Genomic DNA, 19,075 nt, shown 5'->3' on the forward strand with positions numbered 1-19,075 from the left:
ACTATGCATTTACTTTTCCGTATCCCAACCGGGCACATGATCTTCATCGTGCCAGTAGTCGAGTTCTTCCGGCTTCATGCCAATGTGACTTGCGAAGAATACAGGGTCCTTGCCCTCCTTGCGCTGGCGGTCGTAGTCGGCCAGCACCTTGAGCGCCTGATTGCCCAATACCAGGATGGCAAAGATGTTCACGATCGCCATGCAGCCCATCAGGATGTCTGCAAGGTTCCAAACCGTGTCAAAGCTTGCCTGGGCGCCAAGGAAAATAGCAGCAAGACAGGTCAAACGGAAGACAAACAGCAGGCGCTTGTCGTCCTTGATAAAGCGCAGGTTGGACTCGGTGTAGTAGTAGTTGCCCACCAAGCTGGAGAATGCGAAGAAGAAAATCGCAATGGTGATAAACAGGATACCAATCGGGCCGAAGGTGCCGCTGACTGCGTCCTGAACATAGGTGATGTCCTGCGAAACCGGTACACCGGAAACCATCAGGATCATCGCGGTGGTCGAGCAGATGACCAGCGTGTCGAGGAATACCGACAGCGTCTGAATCAGACCCTGCTTTGCCGGGTGAGAGACAGCTGCCGAAGCTGCTGCATTGGGTGCAGAACCCATACCAGCCTCGTTGGAGAACAGGCCCTTCTTGATACCGGTTACGACTGCACTGCCAGCAAAACCGCCGACGATTGCCTGTGCGTCAAATGCCTGGCTGAAGATCTCCTTGAATACGCCGGGAACAGCCGACAGATGGGTGAAGATCATAACCAGACCAATCAGAATATAACCGCCTGCCATAATGGGAACGATGACCGAGGTGATGAAACCGATACGGTGTACGCCGCCGAAGATAACCAGACCGGTCAGCGCCGCTATGACGATACCAATGATCATCGGCCACATGCTGTTGTCAAAATCCGGGATATAGAACTTGATTGCGGTTGCAATGTTGTAAGTCTGAAGGCCGTTAAAGCCGTAAGCAAAGCAGGCAATCAGAAAGACCGAGAACAGGCATCCGAGCCAGCGTTTGCCGATACCGCGCTGGATATAGTACGCCGGACCGCCGCGGAAGGAATCACCGTCCTTGACCTTGTAGAGCTGGGCGAGTGTAGACTCGATAAATGCGGATGCGCCGCCGATGACCGCCATCAGCCACATCCAGAACACCGCACCCGGGCCGCCGGTCGCGATCGCCGCCGCAATGCCCGCGATGTTGCCCGTACCAACACGCGAAGCGGTGGAGATCATAAGGGCCTGGAAGGATGACACCTGTTTGACACCGTCATCATCGCGGGATTTCTCCTTGAGGATGCGCATAACGTCGCCGATGCGCCGGATCTGGACAAAACCCGTCCGGATGGTGAAGTATACACCCGATCCGATCAGCAAAAAGATCAGAATGTAGGTGTACATGAAGTTGTTCAAGCTTCCTAAATACTCGTTCAGCATTCAGTTCCTCCTATCTTTTTTCCGTGCATAGTACATCTATCATACAGGAAAGCCGGAAAAATTACAAGGATGAATCAATTATCTTCTTTAGCTTGTCCGAAAAACTGGCAAAGTATCCGAACCCGGACAAAGTTTTCTAGCCAAAGCATACAAAAAGAGCCCTGCATATTGCAGGACTCTTTGTCAGATTCATGCAGAGGTCAGCCGCAGAATAATCACTGGAATTCCTCGATCGACTTGCTGATCGTGTGCGCAATCGGCTTCCACTCGATCTTGCGGAAGAGTGCGACAATCGCGATCGGAATGTAGGTGAAGATAAACAGCGGGAAGGTGAAGGTGTAAAGCACCTTGCGCGCTGCCGTGGTATTGATGTGCTTCCACTCGGTGATTACCGTAACCGCGCCGAAGAACAGCAGGGTCAGATAAAATCCGCCGAAGGAGGACAGAATGGACGACAGGGTGACACGAACCACGCCGACTGCAACCGGTGTGCTCAGCAGTGCGCTGACCAGCAGGAATGCGTTGACTGCAACCGAAGCCAGAGTCAGAAGCATGGCCGGTGCAACGGTCATCAGCATGTCGTAGCACGAGAAGCTGCGGCGCTTCACTACACCGCCGAACAGCTTGCGGCCGTAGCGTGCGAATACCTGATAGAAGCCCTTCGACCAGCGCAGACGCTGATTCCAAGACTGCTCAAAGGTGACCGGCTGCTCGTCATAGAGCACAGCGGTCGAACAGTAGCCCACACGCTCGCCCTCGCAGGCGCAGTCGATGGAGAACTGGATATCCTCGGTCAGCAGATGGTACTTCCAGCCGCCGCGTGCACGCAGTACATCGCAGGCAACCAGGAAACCGGTGCCGGACACCGCACAGTTGGTGCCCAGGATCATGCGCGAATTGTTCAAGAACTTGGACTCACGCAGGAACCACAGTGCGCTGCCTGCCGAGATCCAGTTCGAGTCGAAATTCTTGGAATTTCGGTAGCTGGTGATGACGCGATAGCCGCTGTCAAAGACCTTGTTCATCTCGGCCACATAGTTGCGGTCGAGCAGATTGTCGGCATCGAAAATGAAGTAGCCCTCATAGCCTGCCGATGCATATTCCTTTTCAATGCGCTGGAACGCGTAATCGAGCGCATATCCCTTGCCGACCTCGGTGCGGTTGAAGCGCTTGAATACGATCGCGCCCGCGCGTTCGGCAACCTCTGCGGTATCGTCGGTGCAGTTGTCCGCAACGACGAATACGTCTAAGAGCTCTGCTGGGTAATTTTGCATTTTTATACTGCGCACCAGCTCGCTGATCACTGCCCGCTCATTGCGTGCGGAAATGATGGCCGCAAACTTGTGCTGTTTCTTTGCCTCAGGCATGGGTGTACGCTTGCGATCGTGCCAGAGCGCAGCGACGACATAAAACAGCTGATAGGCATAGAACACGGTAAACAATGCAAAAATCAGCAGGTTGAACCCTTGTATGAACTGTAACACTTTAATTCCTCCAAATGGCCCCGCCATATCCGGCTCCGGCAGCCTCTGCCGTGCCTAATTGTACAATCCTCAATCTTTTCCGCCTGATATTATACCATTTATTTGCGCAGAGGCAACAAGCATTTGTGCCAAAAGCGCACCATAAAAATGACAAAGTATCGGCAAGTTGTGCATTGCATTTTTGAAATCCAGATGAACCGCACAGATAGCGGTCTGATTTTCGCCAATTTCTCGCGTCGTTCTTATCCATTATGCACAAATCCCGGTTTTCATTTTACCTCGTGCACGGACTGCGCAGACGGTCGATTTTTGCCGGTCACAGCTGAAAGGATGATACCCAAAATGACACCAACGATCGCCGGCAGCACCCATCCCAGGCTGTCGCCATAGAAGGGCAGCATGCGCAGCGCACCCATGCCGGGCAGCGCAACGCCAAGACCGTCGAGCGATGCCAGCACGCTGACAACACCGGTCAGCAGGATGGACACCGGATAAATGAGCGTAAAGCGTCCGATGAACGGATGCGCGAATGCCAGCGCGATGAGCACGATGGCGACCGGATAAATGGCACCCAGCACCGGAACCGATACCTTGAGGATTTGGTTTAAGCCAATGTTCGAAATGAGCATGCTGACCACAGCAAAGAATACCGCCCAGGTTCGATAGCCCCAGAACGGGAAGATCTTGGTGAAATAGTCGCTGCAGCACGAAATCAGGCCGATGCAGGTGTTGAGGCAGGCGATGGCAAAGATGAGCGCCAGGATGATGAGTCCACCCTGCCCGAACAGTTCGAGCACGATCGAACGCAATACCTCGGTGCCGTTTGCCGCACCCGAAAAGATGGTACCCGACTGCACACCGATGTAGGTCAGTGCGCTGTAAACGGCCAGCAGAACGATGCCCGCCAGCACGCCCGCACGGCAGGTTTCTCCGACCACTAACCGGTTATCTTCCACGCCTTTTGCCCGGATATTGAGGGCAATGATAAAACCAAAATTGAGCGCCGCAATGGTGTCCATGGTCTGATAGCCTTCCAGAAAACCGGTAACGGCAGGGTTCTTGACATACGCGCCCACAGCCTCGCCCGGTGCATCAAAGGTATGCAGCAGACAGCCGACAAAGACGACCAGAATGAGTGTCAGCAGTGCAGGGCCAAGCAGTTTGCCCAAGCGATCGGTCAGCTTGTCCGGTCGGAGCGCCAGTGCCAACGCAACCGCAAAAAATACGATCGAATAGATCAGTTGCGCCGTGCCATTGGAAATTCCTTCGGGCAAAAACGGTACGGCTGCAATCTCAAACGAGGTCGTCGCCGTACGCGGAATGGCCAGACAGGGACCGATGGACAGATAAATTAAAAAGGTAAAGACCGACGCGAAGATCGGATGGACACGTCCGGCCAGAACGGGCAGGCCGTCCGACTTTGCGACCGCAATAACACCCAGCATGGGCAGGCCGACCGCGCTCACGCAAAAGCCGATGAGCGCCGGAATGGCCGACGTGCCGGCCTGTTCACCCAGAAACGGCGGAAAAATCAGATTGCCCGCTCCAAAAAACATGGAAAACAGCGTCAGACCGACCAGCAGGCGCGATTGTACATTTAATTTCATTCGTTGGTTCTCCCTTGCGCGTCCGCGCAGTCCTGTAAATATTCGGTGCGGCTTTTGGACAGACACACCTCATCAAAAATTCTGCCGTCCCAGGTACGAGATGCCGCGCGCAGTCTGCCCTCGTATCGCATGCCGAGCTTTTCCAGCACGCGCTGAGAACGAGTATTGTCGGCATAATAGTACGCCGAGATGAGCTGCACCCCCATCTCCTCAAAAGCCTCTGCACAGACAACCTTTGCAGCCTCGGTCGCATAGCCCAGTCCCCAATACGGGGTAGCCAACCAGTAACCCAGCATGCGGGCGTGCGGATTGTCTCGCTTGGGGTCAGCCATCAGGCCGATGGCGCCGATCAGACGACGGTCGAATCCGCGCACGATTGCCCAGGTATCCGTCCCCATAAAGACCGTGCGCAGCACGTCCTCGCTCTCCTGCACGCTCTCATGCGGTTTCCAGTCGGTCAGGCGGCTGACCTCGGGATCGCTGCACAGTTCATAGAGCGCCGGTGCGTCATCCAGCGTAAACGGACGCAGGCACAGACGGTCGGTCGCCAGATATGTCAGACCAGCGATCTGATGCAGGGCGTCACCCAGTGCGTCGATGATGATGTCCGCCGGAGTCAAATCCTGATTGCCCGAATCCGGGTTGCGCAGCGCAATACAGGTCATACCTGCCGCCTTGGCTGCACGTACGCCGTTGGACGAGTCCTCGATAACGATGCAGTCCTCGGGCTGTACACCCATGTGCGCCGCTGCCTGCAAAAAGATATCTGGCGCGGGCTTGGGATGCTCCACCGTCTCGCCCGAGATCAAAAATTCAAAGCAGCCGTCCAGACCGAGTGCCGTAACGACTTCGGTGATCTCGTACATGGGCGAGGACGAAGCCACGGCCATGCGATAGCCGCGACGCGCCAGTGCACGCACAAGCTCGGGCGAACCGTCCACCGGGGTATGTCCGCGTTCTTTCAAAAATTCGATCTTTTGCTGGGTGTAGGCCTGATGCAGCGCATCGGTCTGGCCGTTCAGTCCAAAGTCACGATCGAGCGTGCTCCAGAAAAAAGTCGTGGTCGAACCGATGAATTGGGTGTAATATCCCCAGTCCATCGTCCGCCCGACTGCGCGGTCGAGTACCCGGTTGAGCGCCTCATAATGCATGCGCTCGGTGGCGACCAGCACGCCGTCCATATCAAACAGGATGGTTTTCATAGTTTTTCCACTCCTTTCTCTCTTCTTCCGATTTGATTTCACCTTATCATACAACATTTTTATGCGATACGCCATAGCCTGCACCACTTTTCGTATACTTGCATAAGAATGAGATATCTGAGAGTTTTTTTACGCTGATTTTTGCATCAAGGAGGCACCAATCTATGCCAAGCATCTATTTATCTCCCAGCACACAGGAGTTTAACCTGTTCTATGACGGCGCGGGCAGCGAAGAATATTACATGAACCTGATTGCCGACGCGATGGAGCCCTATTTGACCGCTTCGGGCATTGTCTACACCCGCAACACGCCGGAAATGACAGCCGCCACCTCCATCCTCGTCTCCAATGCCGGAACCTACGACGCACATGTCGCTCTGCACTCCAACGCCGCACCCGAAAGCCTTGCGGGAAAGCTGCGCGGCATCGACATCTATTATTATCCCGGTTCCGAGCGCAGCCGCCGTCTGGCTGATGCCATGGTTGCCCAGCTGCGCGAGATCTACCCCCTGCCCGACAAGGTACAGGCACGCCCGACCACCTCGATCGGTGAAGTCTCCCGCACCCGTGCCCCGGCTGTGCTGGCCGAACTGGGCTATCACGACAACCCGGATGATGCGGCCTGGATTCGCTCCAACATCGTCCCCATTGCCCGCCGTCTGGTCATGGCGCTGACCAACTATTTCGGTATTCCCTTCCTGGAACCCGAACCCATTCTGAGCGCGACGGTCGATCTGGGATTCGGCAATCTCAACATTCGCTCCCGTCCCTCACTCGCCGCACCCATTATCGGTCAGGCGCCGGACGGTGCACAGGTCAGCGTACTCGGCTCGTGGAACGGCTGGTATGTCATCCGTTATGGCAATATTGAAGGCTACGCCCGCTCGGAATACATCACGCTCAATTACTCCTGATCCCCTGTTCACTTTTCCGCCGACTTCCTGCCCATGCTCTGCCTTTGTTCTGTTCTTTTTGCACAAAAACGCAGATTTTACCGATTCATCCCCAAAAAGTATTCTTGCAAATTGTCATCCCCTGTCGTATAATAATGTACACTATGGAGGTGGATCGGAATGTACAAGATTCTTGAAAAAAAGACACTCAATGCAAATACCAAGCAAATGGTCATTGACGCGCCGCACGTTGCCAAAAAGGCACAGCCGGGTCAGTTCATCATCCTGCGCGTGGATGAGGACGGCGAGCGCATCCCGCTGACCATCGCTTCTTACGATCGCGAAAAGGGCACGATTATGATTATCTTCCAGGAGGTCGGCGCTACCACCAAGAAGCTCGGCCTGCTGAATGAGGGCGACTGCCTGCATGACTTTGTTGGTCCGCTCGGCCGCGCATCCGAACTGGAAGGCCTCAAGAAGGTCGCTGTTGTCGGCGGCGGTCTGGGCTGCGCGATCGCTTACCCGCAGGCAAAGGCGCTGCACGAGATGGGCGCTGAAGTCGATCTGATCGCTGGCTTCCGCAACAAGGACATCATCATTCTGGAAGACGAAATGCGTGCTGCCTGCACCAACCTGCATCTGGTCACCGATGACGGTTCCAACGGCCGCAAGGCTCTGGTTACCCAGGTGCTCAAGGAGCTCATCGACGCAGGCAACCAGTACGATGCTGTCATCGCCATCGGCCCCATGATTATGATGAAGTTCGTCGCTGAGACCACCCGTCCCTACGGCATCAAGACCATCGTCTCCATGAACTCGACCATGGTTGACGGTACCGGCATGTGCGGCGGCTGCCGTCTGTCGGTCGGCGGCGAGATCAAGTTCGCCTGTGTCGACGGTCCGGACTTCGACGGCCATCTGGTCGACTTCGACGAGTCCATGCGCCGCAGCGCGATGTATAAAAAGCAGGAGGCTCACGCCGTCGAGGCACACGAGTGCAACCTGCACAAGATGGAGGTCAAGTAATCATGGCGAATATGTCTCTCACCAAGGTCCCGATGCCCGAACAGGACCCCAACGTCCGCAATAAGAACTTCGAGGAAGTTGCAACCGGCTATACCGCTGAAATGGCAATCGAGGAGGCAACCCGCTGCCTGAATTGTAAGAACAAGCCCTGCGTCTCCGGCTGCCCGGTTGGCGTACAGATTCCTGAGTTTATCGCTCTGGTCGCAGAGGGTAAGTTCCTCGAGGCTGCTGCCAAGATCAAGGAAACCTCCGCGCTGCCTGCTGTCTGCGGTCGTGTATGCCCGCAGGAAAGCCAGTGTGAGTGCAAGTGCGTCCGCGCCATCAAGGGCGAGGCAGTCGGCATCGGTCGTCTGGAGCGCTTTGTCGCAGACTACGCGATGGCACACGACACCGCTGAGATCGTAAAGCCCGAGCCCAATGGCCACAAGGTCGCTGTTGTTGGTGCAGGCCCTGCCGGTCTGACCTGCGCAGGTGATCTGGCACGCAAGGGCTACGCTGTTACCGTCTTTGAGGCACTGCACACCGCTGGCGGCGTTCTGATGTACGGTATTCCGGAATTCCGTCTGCCCAAGGCCATCGTGCAGAAGGAAATCGACAACCTCAAGGCACTTGGCGTTGAGTTCGTCCTGAACTTCGTTGTCGGCCGTTCCGAGACCATCGACGATCTGTTTGCAGACGGCTACGAGGCCATCTTTGTCGGCTCCGGCGCTGGTCTGCCCACCTTCATGCACGTTCCGGGCGAGAACTACAACGGCGTTTACTCGGCAAACGAGTACCTGACCCGCGTAAACCTGATGAAGGCTTACAAGGAAGACGCTGCAACCCCGATTCTGCGTGCAAAGCGCGTCGCAGTCGTTGGCGGCGGCAACGTTGCCATGGACGCAGCTCGTTCGGCAAAGCGCATGGGCGCAGAGGAAGTTTACATCGTATACCGCCGCGGCGAGGCTGAGCTGCCCGCACGTCTGGAAGAAATCCACCACGCCAAGGAAGAGGGCATCGTCTTCAAGTTCCTGACCGCTCCGGTTGAGGTTCTGGGCGATCCCGATACTTACCTCGTTACCGGCATGAAGTGCCAGCAGATGGAGCTCGGTGAGCCCGACGCATCCGGCCGCCGTCGTCCGGTACCGATCGAAGGTTCCGAGTTCGTTCTGGATCTGGACGCTGTCATCGTGGCAATCGGCACCAGCCCCAACCCGCTGATCCGCTCGACTACCCCGGGTCTGGAGACCAACAAGCGCGGCTGCATCGTAGCAGACGACGAGCACGGCATCACCTCCAAGGACGGTGTATTCGCTGGCGGCGACGCAGTCACCGGCGCGGCAACCGTTATTCTGGCAATGGGTGCCGGCAAGCGTGCTGCGGCTGCAATGGACGAGTACGTTCAGAACAAGAACAAGTAATTTTCCCCGTTTGGGTCGCAAAAAAGCAGAGGCAAAACGCCTCTGCTTTTCTTTTTGTATGAAAAATCAGTATGCAATGACCTCGTAGCCGTCATCGGTGACCAATACTTGAATTTCCCACTGCGCCGACGGCAGTTCGTCATCGGTATAGATCGTCCAGCCGTTGTCGCTGTCCTGGAAAATGTCAGGCGCACCCATGTTGACCATAGGTTCAATGGTAAACATCATACCGGGTGCCATTACCATACCGGTACCGGCCTTGGATGTATAGCTGACCCACGGGTCTTCGTGGAATTCCAGACCCACGCCGTGACCGCCGATCTCACGCACGACCGAGTAGCCGTTGGCCTTGGCGTGATCGTTGACCGCCTGACCGACATCGCCCAGCAGACCAAAGGGCTTGACCTGCTCGAGCCCCTTCTCGACGCATTCCTTGGCCACACGCACCAGCTTTTCCCACTCGGGCAGCACCTTGCCGATGCAGAACATACGCGAGGAATCCGAGTAGTAGCCGTCCACGATGGTGGACACATCGACATTGATGATATCGCCGTCCTGCAGAATGAGTTCTTCGGACGGAATGCCGTGGCAGACCTGATTGTTTACCGAAGTGCACACGCTCTTGGGGAATCCCTCAAAGCCCAGCGGTGCAGGAACACCACCGAGACGCAGCGTCTCCTCGTATACCCAGCGGTCGATCTCAGCCGTCGAGATACCGGCACGGATGTGCTCTGCGACGTAATCGAGCACGGCAATATTGACCTTTGCACTGCGGCGAATGCCCTCAATCTGCTCCGGGGTCTTGATGAGCTTGTGCGGCGGGATGACATGACCTTCTGCCTTGAGTGCAGACAGCTTTTCATCAAAGTCCGCGTGGCATTTCTTATATTTCTTGCCGCTGCCGCACCAGCAAGCGTCATTTCTTCCAAGTTCTGACATGATCGCAACACCTTTCCTATCAGATTACGGACGCAGCTGCGCCCAGAAAAACGGAGAACCGGCACAGCAGCCGGTTCCCCTTCCATTCAAACTTAGAGCAGATGCGCACGCAGTTCCTCGCCGGACTGAGCGCACAGGTAAGCCGGTGCGATATCCAGCATGGTCTTGCCGCCGGTCTGACCTTCCTTGTTCATGCGGTAAGCCGCACGTGCGCAGGCAACCAGAACCGAGCCGGTGAACTCGGGGTTGGAGTCCAGCTTGAGGCTGTACTCGATGATGTGCTTGCGGGAACCGTCACCAGTCTTGCCGGCACGGATGACAAAGCCGCCGTGCGGCAGGCCTGCATGGTCGCGCTGCAGCTCTTCCTCAGAGATAAAGTGTACGGTGGTCTCGTACTCGTCGAAGTAGTTGGGCATGGTCTTGATCTCGTTCTCGATGCGAGCCAGATCTGCGCCTTCCTCTGCAACAACGAAGCACTCACGGGTGTGCTTGTCGCGGGTGGTCAGCTCGGGATTCTTGCCGGCGCGAACAGCCTCAACCGCAGACTCTACCGGGCAGGTGTACTGACGTGCATCCTTAACGCCCTCGATGCGGCGGATTGCATCCGAGTGACCCTGGCTGACACCACGGCCCCAGAAAGTGTAGTCCTTGCCCTCGGGCAGGATTGCGTTTGCGTAGACACGGTTGAGCGAGAACATACCCGGATCCCAACCGCAGGAGATCAGGCCGATCTTGCCAGCCTTCTTCGCAGCTGCGTCAACGGCTGCAAAGTGCTCCGGAATATGTGCATGGGTGTCGAAGCTGTCGACAACGTTGAACATCTCGGCATACTTGGGGGTCATCTTGGGCAGGTCGGTTGCACTGCCGCCGCAGATGATCATAACGTCGATCTGCTCCTTCATCTTCTCTGCATCATCGGTGTGATATACCGGCGCACCAGATGCGACCTTGAGCGAAGCCGGATCGCGGCGGGTGAATACGCCGACGAGTTCCATATCAGCGTTCTGTGCCAGTGCGGACTCTACGCCGCGGCCCAGGTTGCCGTAACCTAAAATACCAACTTTAATCATTGTTCATCTCTCGCTTCCATATAGATTTGAACCGACCGTTCGGCAGAACGGCGGTATGGATTGCATTCTGTTTTTATTATACCGCATTTCGCAAAAATGGAAAACGGCTGTGTGTTAGTCAAAGAAAACAAATTTTACTATACGAAAACGGTCATTCTTGTCATAATTGAAAAGCGTGTCTGATTCACGATTATAAAGTCATCAATCCGATGATTTTTCAGTGATTTATCGTCGTCTTTTCAGATCGTGGACTTCTCTTTACGGTCGCTGAGCACGGTGACCAAGACCGCGCCCAGTACGCATACACAGCCCAGTGTGCTGCGCAGGTTCATGCGTTCCCCAAGGAACAATGCGCCCGATACCACGCTGCCGATGGGTTCAAACAGGCAGAAAATGGCAGCCGTCGGCGCACCAAGCACCTGAATACCGCGCTGGAGCAGCCAAAATGCCACAAACGAAGTGCACATGGCGATGATGAAAGTATAGAGCATGGCGCGCGGCGGCAGAACAAAGACGATCTGGTGCGGAATCTGGTCGACAATCAGCACGGCAAGGGCGTTAAACAGCCCCATATAGCAGGCAACCTTGGTGCCGTTCATGTTGCGCAGATCGGTCTTGTCCATGCCGGTCAGATAACAGGCATAGGTCACTGCCGAAGCCAGCGCCAGAACCAGACCGGGTACTGCATCCGCACCGGCTTTGTCAGCAAACAGCATCACGCCGACCAGTGCAATGACCAGCGCTGCAATCTTTTCCCGCTTGAGCTTCTCGTGAAAGACCACAAAGCACAAAACTGCGGTCACCATTGGGTACATGAAGTGCAGCGTTGTCGCCGTGCCGACCGAGATATAGGCATAGGACTGATAGAGCATGAAGGTGGTGGATGCGCGAAACGCGACGCCGACGAGCAGCATGAGCCCCAGTTCCTTTTTGGTCAGGCCGAACGGAATCTTTTTAACCAGCATGACGATGAGCAGCACGGGTACGACCAGCAGGTTGCGATAAAAGGTCAATGTATTGGCATTACTGCCCATATCGAACGTCTGGCTGGCCAGTACGGGTGTGACACCGAACAGCAGTGCTGAGATGACGGTATACAGCACGCCGCGTGCCTTGTGTGCGCGGAACGCGCGATCGGATAGCATTGGTGTGTTCATATCGTTTCCCCTTTTTCCTTCTTTCACACCATTATAACGCACCCATTTCCGTCCTGCAATCATCATTTCACGCGCTTGCCAACTGCCGTCGTGACGTGCTACAATGACAGCAGACAGCCCGAGAAAGGATGACCCTGAATGGATCTCACATTATTAGAAAAACAGAGCTTTTGGCCGCATTTATCGCCCGAAGACCAGCAGCGCGTGCGCGAGCAGGCATTGACCGCGCACTTCTCCGCCGGACAAGCCGTAAAGATGGGCAGCTGCAACTGTATCGGCCCGCTGTTTGTCGTGCGCGGCATCCTGCGGGTCTATCTGCTCAGTCAGGACGGACGTGAGGCCACGATCTACCGTCTGCGTCAGAACGATGCCTGCATGCTGTCGGCTTCCTGTGTGCTCTCGGCCATTACCTTTGATGTACAGATCGATGCCGAGACCGACTGCGACCTCATCATTATCCCTACCTCGTTGTTCTCCGATCTCATGTCGCATAATCTGTACGTAGAGAACTATGTCTATCGCAGCAGCACCGAGCGTCTGTCCGACCTCATCCAGGCCGTTGAGCGCATGTTCTTCCTGACCCTGCGCCAGCGCGTCGCCGCTTTCCTGGTCGATGAGTCGTCGAGCACGGGCAGCGATCATGTGACGCTGACACAGGAACAGCTCGCCAAAGCCATCGGTTCGGCGCGTGAAGCGGTCAGCCGTATTTTAAAGCAGCTTTCGGCGAACGGCAGCATTGAAGTCTCGCGCGGCGGCATTCGCATTCTGAATAAGAGCCTGCTGTACGCAGAATTGCAGGCTGCCGATCTCTGATTCGGTCGAAAAAGCGAAAAAAACTGTGTTTGGTGGTTAAAATTTGCGTGCGTCTATGGTATAATATATTTGATAAAGAGAGTTAATCGCATTTATGCCGTCAGTGATCTGCTGACGATCCAATAGAAAGGAAGATTCCCTTATGACCAAACAGGAACGTGCGCTGGAAATCATCGAGCGCCTCAAGCGTGAATACCCCGACGCGACCTGCACGCTCGACTATAACGAGGGTTGGAAGCTGCTGGTCAGCCTGCGTCTGGCTGCGCAGTGCACCGACGCACGCGTCAATGTTGTTGTAGAAAAATTGTACGAAAAGTTCCCTGATGTCGCCTCTCTGGCCGCAGCAGACGTGGACGAGATTGAAAAGATCGTCCATCCCTGTGGACTAGGCCCGAGCAAGGCGCGCGATATCAGCGCGTGCATGAAGGTACTGCGTGACCAGTACAACTGCGGCATTCCGCAGACCTTTGAGGAACTGCTCAAACTGCCCGGTGTGGGACGTAAGAGCGCCAATCTGGTGATGGGTGACGTGTTCGGCAAGCCTGCCATCGTGACCGACACCCACTGCATCCGACTGGTCAACCGCATGGGACTGGTCGACGGCATCAAGGAGCCCAAAAAGGTCGAGATGGCGCTGTGGAAGATCATCCCGCCCGAGGAAGGCAGTGACTTCTGCCACCGTCTGGTCTACCATGGCCGCGATGTCTGCACCGCACGCACCAAGCCGCACTGTGAAATGTGCTGTCTGCGCGATATCTGTCCGCAGATCGGTGTATAACTGAATAAAAACAGATCGCCCGCTCGGCACTTGTCCGAACGGGCGATTTTCATTTATTCGGGATGATAAATTTGGAAACTGTCCTTGCCGCGGCGTTTGACCGCGTACAGTGCGGCATCCGCCTTGGGATACAGCTCAGCAAAGGTCGTGCCGTCTATGGGTGCACGTGCGACACCGATCGACGCACTGATTGACAGCGAGGTTTCTCCCTGCGTGTAGGTCCTGCGCAGTGCCTGTCCCAGCGCACCGGTCAGCTTTTCGATCACCGCATCGCTGTCCAGATGCTTGAGCAGGATGACAAACTCGTCACCGCCCAGACGCGCGATCAGGTCGTCCCGTCGGAACTGATGACGCAGCGCATCGGCTACATCGCGCAGCACCTCATCGCCCTTGGTGTGACCCATGGTGTCATTGATCTCCTTGAAGTGGTCAAGATCCAGAATCAGGAAGGCCTGCATGCGCTCGGGCTCGCTTCCCAAATACAGATCGACCCATTCCTCGAAGGTCTCACGGTTAAACAAACCGGTCAGAAAGTCGTGCTGCGAGCGGCGGCTCAGGTGAATGGCCTGCTGCCGACGGCGCTCGATCTCCATATCCTTCTGTTTCTGCTCCTCGTAGTTTTCCAGAACACCGACCACACGCGTGTCTGCGCCCAGTCGATAAACGTCGAGCAGCATGATCTTAAACCAAGTCATCTCACCGAACATGCGCAGCTGCACGATCTCCGGTTCTCCGGTCTTGGCGCGCATCAGGTCGGCATAGGTTTTCTGGTAAGTACCATAACAAGTTGCATCCAGTTTTTCCTGCGCAAACAGTACAGACGGTCGAATATCCGCAAGATTCAGCGTATAGTTTCCGCCTTCAAAGCGCGGACTGTGCAAAATAACCTCATGTTTGGGCAAATCGGCTTCGAATGGAATATCCTTGGTCTTTTGGAGCACCAGCTGGAACATACGATTATGCACTTCCAGTGTGGTGTTTTTGTCGCGGATCATATAGTAGACACGTCCGATGTAGAGCAGCGGAATCAACGCACCCGCGAGCAGGCACAATAGAATCTGCACCAGCATGTGCAGCGAAATCTGCCGCATCGAGCTGGCATATTCGGTAATGTTCTGCTCGGGCAGCGCGGAAAAGACATACCATTGGTTGATACCGATGGGCTGATAGCTGACATAACGGCCATCGTCCTCATACGTACAGTAAAACGTGCCGCTTTCTCCCTGATGCATGTTCTCTGCGATCTTGTCGGCTGTCGTGGTATCGTGGTAGTCATACCGTTCCAGTTCGGTCCACAAGTCAGTACTGCCATCTGCCCACGCGTCTGCACTGTTGGACCGGGTAATATAATTTCCCTGACTGTCAACAATCTGGAAATAGCAGTCGCCCTCGGTCTCCCACTCAACATCGTACAGGATATCTTCAATCAGATACCGTCCATACAGTATGCCTGCAATTTCCCCGCGCTGATGCATGGGGATGGCCAGCAAGAGGTACGGTTGCCCTTCCTTATTATAAGCGGTATCCGAAATATAGCGATTGCCCGCCAATACCTCCTGAACAAACTGTACATCATAGATATTGGCTGCTTTGCCGTTGACATTGCGCGCGTTTCCCTGCAGATCAACAACGCCCATGTCGGAAAAGTCGGTCTTGGTCACAACCAATTCCAGCTTCTCCATCACGCCGTCTTCGAGCAGCTGCTGCTCAGGTTCAATGAGAATCTCAGCGTTCTCCAGAATCTGAAAACATGACTTGATTTTTGTATCAAAGGTTCGGGTGAAATATCCGGCAAGCTGGCTGACGCTGGACATATTTTGCGCATAAATCACCTGATACATTTTTTTGCTGAAGTGAAAAAAGGACAGCGTCGTGAGCACGGCAATGACCGCCAGACCTAACGCAGTCAGTCCGACAATCTGCCGCAGATTGGTTCTCAAAAAAGAGGTGCGCACGTCGGGATGTGTCCGCTGCATACCGGCCCTCCTTTCAAGCTCGGAAAAAATGTGTTGAATTTGTAGTTACACCTACATTATAGCGTTTTTCTGTATCCAACGCAAGAGACGTCTGCACATAAAAATACAAATTTTATCCGCAGTAAGCCCCGGGAATTGCTGAAAACGGTCTGTTTTTTGTCGATTGTCTCAAAATTACTCAAAACGGTTGCATAAACAACCATTTTGCGCCACAAAGTCCCCTTCCCGGCATTTGTCCGACCACTTCCCGGCAAGCGATTTCTGGCCGTGCCGGTTCTGTCCGGCAGTTTGGTTTCTTTTCTGCATGACATTTTGCACAAACTGTGATAGGATAAAAGCATGGAAACACATCCACATACAAGATTAGAAAGGAATCGGTTGCATTGGCGATCAATAAACATATGCAGGCAGCGCTCAAACTTCTGTCTTATCCCGCTGCCGCAGACCTCGAAAAGGTCTATAAAATTGAGCGTGCTCTGTACACGCTCAAGTCCTCGCCGCTCTCTCCCCTGTATCACCTGTGGGACCAAAAAATCGAGTCCATTGACGGCACCCCCATCCGAGTGCGCATCTACACCCCCAAACAGCAGACCAGCAGTCAGCTGCTGCTGTTTTTCCACGGCGGCGGCTGGGTGTTTGAGAGCGTGGACACCTACAATCAGGTTTGCAAGGCGCTGGCCAAGGCAACCGGCTGCCGGATTGCCTCGGTGGAGTACCGCCGCGCCCCTGAGTTTCCCTTCCCGGTCGGTTTGGAGGACTGTTACGCGGCAGCCAAGGCCATTTACGCCGATCCCGAACAGTTCGGCGTGCAGCCCGAGGATATCACCCTCATCGGCGACAGTGCCGGCGGCAATCTGACCGCCGCGGTCTCGCTTTTGGCGCGTGACCGGGGTGATTTTACGGTCAGCCAACAGATTTTGATTTATCCGGCAACGGCTGCCGATCACTCGGAATCCTCTCCCTTCCCGTCTGTACACGAGAACGGCGAGGGATATCTGCTGACCTCCTATCGTGTGCAGGAGTTTATGCGCCTGTACGCCGGTCAGGATGACAGTGCATTTACAAATCCGTACTTTGCACCGCTTTTGATGAAAGATCTTAGCCGTCAGCCGCGCACGCTGGTCATCACAGCCGAGTTTGACCCGCTGCGCGACGAGGGCGAAGCCTATGCCGCTGCGCTCTCCCATGCCGGTGCGCAGGTTTATCTGCACCGCATGCCCGATGCCCTGCATGGCTTTATTTCCCTGCCCGCTCGCTTCGTGCAGGTCCAGCGCGCGCACGCGCTCATTGCAAAATTTTTGGGAGTTGATACCGTATGCGCAGACAACACAAACCGGACTGGTACCGGTTGGACAACGCAGCTAAAATTTTCCCGCCGACGGTTCACGGGGCGGACACCGCGGTCTTCCGACTGACCTGCGAGCTGACCCAGACGGTCGAACCAGCCGTCCTGCAAGCCGCACTCGACCGCACGGTCGAACAGTACCCCAATCTGCGGACGGTACTGCGGCGCGGTGTGTTTTGGTACTATCTGGAACAGACCGAACGCCGTGCACGTGTCGTACCTGAGCATGCTCCGCCGTGCTCACCGCTCTACGAGGACAGCCGCTCTTCTCTGTTCGAAGTCAGCTATTGGAAAAATAAGATCAATTTTGATGTATTCCACGTCGTTGCAGACGGTGCGGGCGCCATCGAAATGCTGCAGACACTGGTGACCGAATATGTGTCGCTTGCGCACGATTTAGACCTGTGCCAGCCGCCCAGAGCCGCGATGGATGAGCGCATGGAGGATGGTTTTCAGAAATACTATAAGTCGGACGGACGCAGCAGCAAGCGCGAACGCAAGCCGCGTGCCTATCGCCTGCCCCACCGCGGCGGTGATCTCAAAGTCTACGAGGGTGTGTGTGATGTCAAGCAGGTGCTGGACGCTGCCCATCGGTACAATACGACGCTGACCGTCTATCTGGCCGCTGTCATGTTCCAGGCAATCCACGGCGGTATGTATGTCCGTGACCGCAAAAAGCCGGTCGTGCTCACCGTCCCGGTCGATCTGCGCTCTTACTTTCCCTCGCACACCGCGCGTAACTTTTTCAGCATCATCCGCGCATCTTACGCATTCAACGAGCGCAGCGGTGAATTCTCCGACATTTTGGAGCAGACCGCTGTCGCGTTCAAGCGGGAACTGACTGCGGAAAATCTGGCAGCAAGGCTTAACACCCTGGCAGCGCTCGAGCATAACTTCCTCCTGCGTCCCATTCCGCTCTTTATCAAATATCCGGTTTTGCTGCTGTCTGGATTGATTTCCGACGTTGGCGAGACGGCTGCACTGTCCAATATCGGTAAATTCCAGCTGCCCGACGCGGTCGCACCCTATGTCAAGGCATTCGGCGTCTTTGTCGGCACCGATGCTCTCCAGCTGTGTACTTGCAGCTACAACGGACAGCTTCATCTGGGCTTTACCACCACCATGCGTGACCCGTCTGTCATTCGCCGCGTCTTTGCACGTCTGACGCAGGACGGCGTCTCGCTTGAAGTTCGCAGCAACACCATGTATGGGGAGGGATCGTAAATGCAATATTGTCCGCTGTGCCAGGTCAAGGTTGCAGGCAGCAAGCGCTGCTGTCCGCTGTGCCGCGGCAAGCTGACCGGTGAACCTGACCCGCAAAGTGAGATTTTCCCGCAGGTCGTCGCACCGCACCGCCGGGCGCGTGTTGCGCGGCGCATCATCACGCTGTGTGTACTCATCGTGATTGCCTGCTCGATTCAGGTCGAGACCATTTGGCATCCCTCGAGCAACTGGCCCTATCTGGTCATTGCCGCGTCGCTGTGCACATGGCTGGCTGTCATGCTCGGCATTTCCCGCCGTCGTCTGCTCATGCAGAACCTGACTGCACAGGCACTGCTATTCTCCATTTTGTCGGTTGCATGGGACATCGGCACCGGCTGGCACGCCTGGTCGATCGAATGGGTGATCCCCATTCTGCTGCTCGGTGGTGTCGGTGTGCTGCTCATCCTAAAACTCATTCTGCACGTCCCGATGGTGGATGCGGTTGGCTGGATTGGTGTGCTGTCCATTCTCGGATGGATTGCGCCGATTGTGCTTATGCTGCTCGATAAAGTGCAGGTCAAGCTGCCCAGCATGATTTGTTCGGGTGGTTCGTTCCTCACCTTAGTGATACTTGTGGTATTTTTCCACCGGTACATGCGCGACGAGGCTGCGCGAAGGTTTCATTTGTGATGACGATAAGATAGAAAAAGTCCGCAGAAGTATTCTGCGGACTTTTGGT

16 protein-coding genes are annotated in these 19,075 nt (G+C 55.3%); 8 read left to right on the forward strand and 8 right to left on the reverse strand.

The window, feature by feature from the left end; all coding sequences use genetic code 11:
- Nucleotides 1–9: 9 nt before the first annotated feature.
- The 4 genes from B5D52_RS08045 to B5D52_RS08060 all read right to left on the reverse strand — a co-directional run bounded on the left by B5D52_RS08045 (nt 10) and on the right by B5D52_RS08060 (nt 5,736).
- Entirely contained in the window at nt 10–1,443 is a 1,434-nt protein-coding gene (locus B5D52_RS08045; RefSeq protein WP_016148235.1) for an alanine/glycine:cation symporter family protein, read from the reverse strand.
- A 215-nt stretch (nt 1,444–1,658) separates the two neighbouring features.
- On the reverse strand, nt 1,659–2,927 hold the full coding sequence (locus B5D52_RS08050) for a glycosyltransferase family 2 protein (RefSeq protein ID WP_242825650.1): 1,269 nt from the start codon (nt 2,925–2,927) through the stop codon (nt 1,659–1,661).
- Between the two features lie 269 nt (nt 2,928–3,196).
- Nucleotides 3,197–4,534 (reverse strand): branched-chain amino acid transport system II carrier protein, encoded by a 1,338-nt coding sequence (gene brnQ / locus B5D52_RS08055; RefSeq protein ID WP_016148237.1) that lies wholly within the window; start codon nt 4,532–4,534, stop codon nt 3,197–3,199.
- Nucleotides 4,531–5,736 carry a GNAT family N-acetyltransferase gene (locus tag B5D52_RS08060; protein ID WP_016148238.1) on the reverse strand — a complete coding sequence of 402 codons (1,206 nt, stop codon included), beginning with the start codon at nt 5,734–5,736 and terminating at the stop codon, nt 4,531–4,533. Before B5D52_RS08060 ends, brnQ begins: the two co-directional genes overlap by 4 nt.
- Before the next feature lie 164 nt (nt 5,737–5,900).
- Between B5D52_RS08060 and B5D52_RS08065 the strand changes: the two genes are divergently transcribed.
- The 3 genes from B5D52_RS08065 to gltA all read left to right on the forward strand — a co-directional run bounded on the left by B5D52_RS08065 (nt 5,901) and on the right by gltA (nt 9,055).
- Nucleotides 5,901–6,650 carry an N-acetylmuramoyl-L-alanine amidase gene (locus B5D52_RS08065; RefSeq protein ID WP_016148239.1) on the forward strand — a complete coding sequence of 250 codons (750 nt, stop codon included), beginning with the start codon at nt 5,901–5,903 and terminating at the stop codon, nt 6,648–6,650.
- Nucleotides 6,651–6,809: 159 nt separating this feature from the next.
- Entirely contained in the window at nt 6,810–7,655 is an 846-nt protein-coding gene (locus B5D52_RS08070) for a sulfide/dihydroorotate dehydrogenase-like FAD/NAD-binding protein (protein ID WP_016148240.1), read from the forward strand.
- A 2-nt stretch (nt 7,656–7,657) separates the two neighbouring features.
- Entirely contained in the window at nt 7,658–9,055 is a 1,398-nt protein-coding gene (gltA, locus tag B5D52_RS08075) for an NADPH-dependent glutamate synthase (RefSeq protein ID WP_016148241.1), read from the forward strand.
- A gap of 66 nt (nt 9,056–9,121) precedes the next feature.
- Here gltA and B5D52_RS08080 read toward each other — a convergent pair whose 3' ends face one another.
- From B5D52_RS08080 to B5D52_RS08090, 3 genes are all read right to left on the reverse strand, one after another.
- Nucleotides 9,122–9,994: a methionyl aminopeptidase gene (locus B5D52_RS08080; RefSeq protein WP_016148242.1), complete on the reverse strand. Its 873-nt coding sequence runs from the start codon at nt 9,992–9,994 to the stop codon at nt 9,122–9,124.
- Nucleotides 9,995–10,086: 92 nt separating this feature from the next.
- Entirely contained in the window at nt 10,087–11,064 is a 978-nt protein-coding gene (locus B5D52_RS08085; protein WP_016148243.1) for a diaminopimelate dehydrogenase, read from the reverse strand.
- A 239-nt stretch (nt 11,065–11,303) separates the two neighbouring features.
- Complete coding sequence (locus B5D52_RS08090; protein ID WP_016148244.1) at nt 11,304–12,221, reverse strand: DMT family transporter; 918 nt, start codon at nt 12,219–12,221, stop codon at nt 11,304–11,306.
- 138 nt (nt 12,222–12,359) lie between these two features.
- Between B5D52_RS08090 and B5D52_RS08095 the strand changes: the two genes are divergently transcribed.
- Both B5D52_RS08095 and B5D52_RS08100 read left to right on the forward strand, forming a co-directional pair.
- The gene (locus tag B5D52_RS08095; protein WP_016148245.1) at nt 12,360–13,034 is read left to right on the forward strand and encodes a Crp/Fnr family transcriptional regulator; all 675 of its coding nucleotides are present in this window, start codon (nt 12,360–12,362) and stop codon (nt 13,032–13,034) included.
- 142 nt (nt 13,035–13,176) lie between these two features.
- A complete protein-coding gene (locus tag B5D52_RS08100; protein WP_016148246.1) occupies nt 13,177–13,812 on the forward strand; it encodes an endonuclease III domain-containing protein in 636 nt (211 codons plus the stop codon).
- Between the two features lie 53 nt (nt 13,813–13,865).
- On the opposite strand, the gene B5D52_RS08105 is transcribed toward B5D52_RS08100, so the two are convergent.
- Nucleotides 13,866–15,788: a sensor domain-containing diguanylate cyclase gene (locus tag B5D52_RS08105; protein WP_016148247.1), complete on the reverse strand. Its 1,923-nt coding sequence runs from the start codon at nt 15,786–15,788 to the stop codon at nt 13,866–13,868.
- 383 nt (nt 15,789–16,171) lie between these two features.
- Here B5D52_RS08105 and B5D52_RS08110 point away from each other — a divergent pair, with 383 nt between their 5' ends.
- The 3 genes from B5D52_RS08110 to B5D52_RS08120 are packed head-to-tail and all read left to right on the forward strand — an operon-like array spanning nt 16,172 to nt 19,026.
- Nucleotides 16,172–17,203: an alpha/beta hydrolase gene (locus B5D52_RS08110; protein ID WP_016148248.1), complete on the forward strand. Its 1,032-nt coding sequence runs from the start codon at nt 16,172–16,174 to the stop codon at nt 17,201–17,203.
- Entirely contained in the window at nt 17,104–18,357 is a 1,254-nt protein-coding gene (locus B5D52_RS08115; RefSeq protein WP_040332867.1) for a hypothetical protein, read from the forward strand. Before B5D52_RS08110 ends, B5D52_RS08115 begins: the two co-directional genes overlap by 100 nt.
- Nucleotides 18,358–19,026: a DUF6320 domain-containing protein gene (locus tag B5D52_RS08120; protein ID WP_016148250.1), complete on the forward strand. Its 669-nt coding sequence runs from the start codon at nt 18,358–18,360 to the stop codon at nt 19,024–19,026.
- Nucleotides 19,027–19,075: the final 49 nt, after the last annotated feature.

Source organism: Butyricicoccus pullicaecorum DSM 23266 (assembly GCF_900167005.1).
GTDB classification, from domain to species: Bacteria; Bacillota; Clostridia; order Oscillospirales; family Butyricicoccaceae; genus Butyricicoccus; species Butyricicoccus pullicaecorum.

Bases quoted from the DNA above. Each gene is read 5' to 3' on its own strand.
- B5D52_RS08085 (WP_016148243.1), bottom strand. From the start codon at position 11,064: ATGATTAAAGTTGGTATTTTAGGTTACGGCAACCTGGGCCGCGGCGTA.
- B5D52_RS08105 (WP_016148247.1), bottom strand. From the start codon at position 15,788: ATGCAGCGGACACATCCCGACGTGCGCACCTCTTTTTTGAGAACCAAT.
- gltA (WP_016148241.1), top strand. From the start codon at position 7,658: ATGGCGAATATGTCTCTCACCAAGGTCCCGATGCCCGAACAGGACCCC.
- B5D52_RS08100 (WP_016148246.1), top strand. From the start codon at position 13,177: ATGACCAAACAGGAACGTGCGCTGGAAATCATCGAGCGCCTCAAGCGT.
- B5D52_RS08120 (WP_016148250.1), top strand. From the start codon at position 18,358: ATGCAATATTGTCCGCTGTGCCAGGTCAAGGTTGCAGGCAGCAAGCGC.
- B5D52_RS08045 (WP_016148235.1), bottom strand. From the start codon at position 1,443: ATGCTGAACGAGTATTTAGGAAGCTTGAACAACTTCATGTACACCTAC.
- B5D52_RS08070 (WP_016148240.1), top strand. From the start codon at position 6,810: ATGTACAAGATTCTTGAAAAAAAGACACTCAATGCAAATACCAAGCAA.
- B5D52_RS08060 (WP_016148238.1), bottom strand. From the start codon at position 5,736: ATGAAAACCATCCTGTTTGATATGGACGGCGTGCTGGTCGCCACCGAG.
- B5D52_RS08095 (WP_016148245.1), top strand. From the start codon at position 12,360: ATGGATCTCACATTATTAGAAAAACAGAGCTTTTGGCCGCATTTATCG.
- B5D52_RS08090 (WP_016148244.1), bottom strand. From the start codon at position 12,221: ATGAACACACCAATGCTATCCGATCGCGCGTTCCGCGCACACAAGGCA.
- B5D52_RS08080 (WP_016148242.1), bottom strand. From the start codon at position 9,994: ATGTCAGAACTTGGAAGAAATGACGCTTGCTGGTGCGGCAGCGGCAAG.
- brnQ (WP_016148237.1), bottom strand. From the start codon at position 4,534: ATGAAATTAAATGTACAATCGCGCCTGCTGGTCGGTCTGACGCTGTTT.
- B5D52_RS08065 (WP_016148239.1), top strand. From the start codon at position 5,901: ATGCCAAGCATCTATTTATCTCCCAGCACACAGGAGTTTAACCTGTTC.
- B5D52_RS08115 (WP_040332867.1), top strand. From the start codon at position 17,104: ATGCGCAGACAACACAAACCGGACTGGTACCGGTTGGACAACGCAGCT.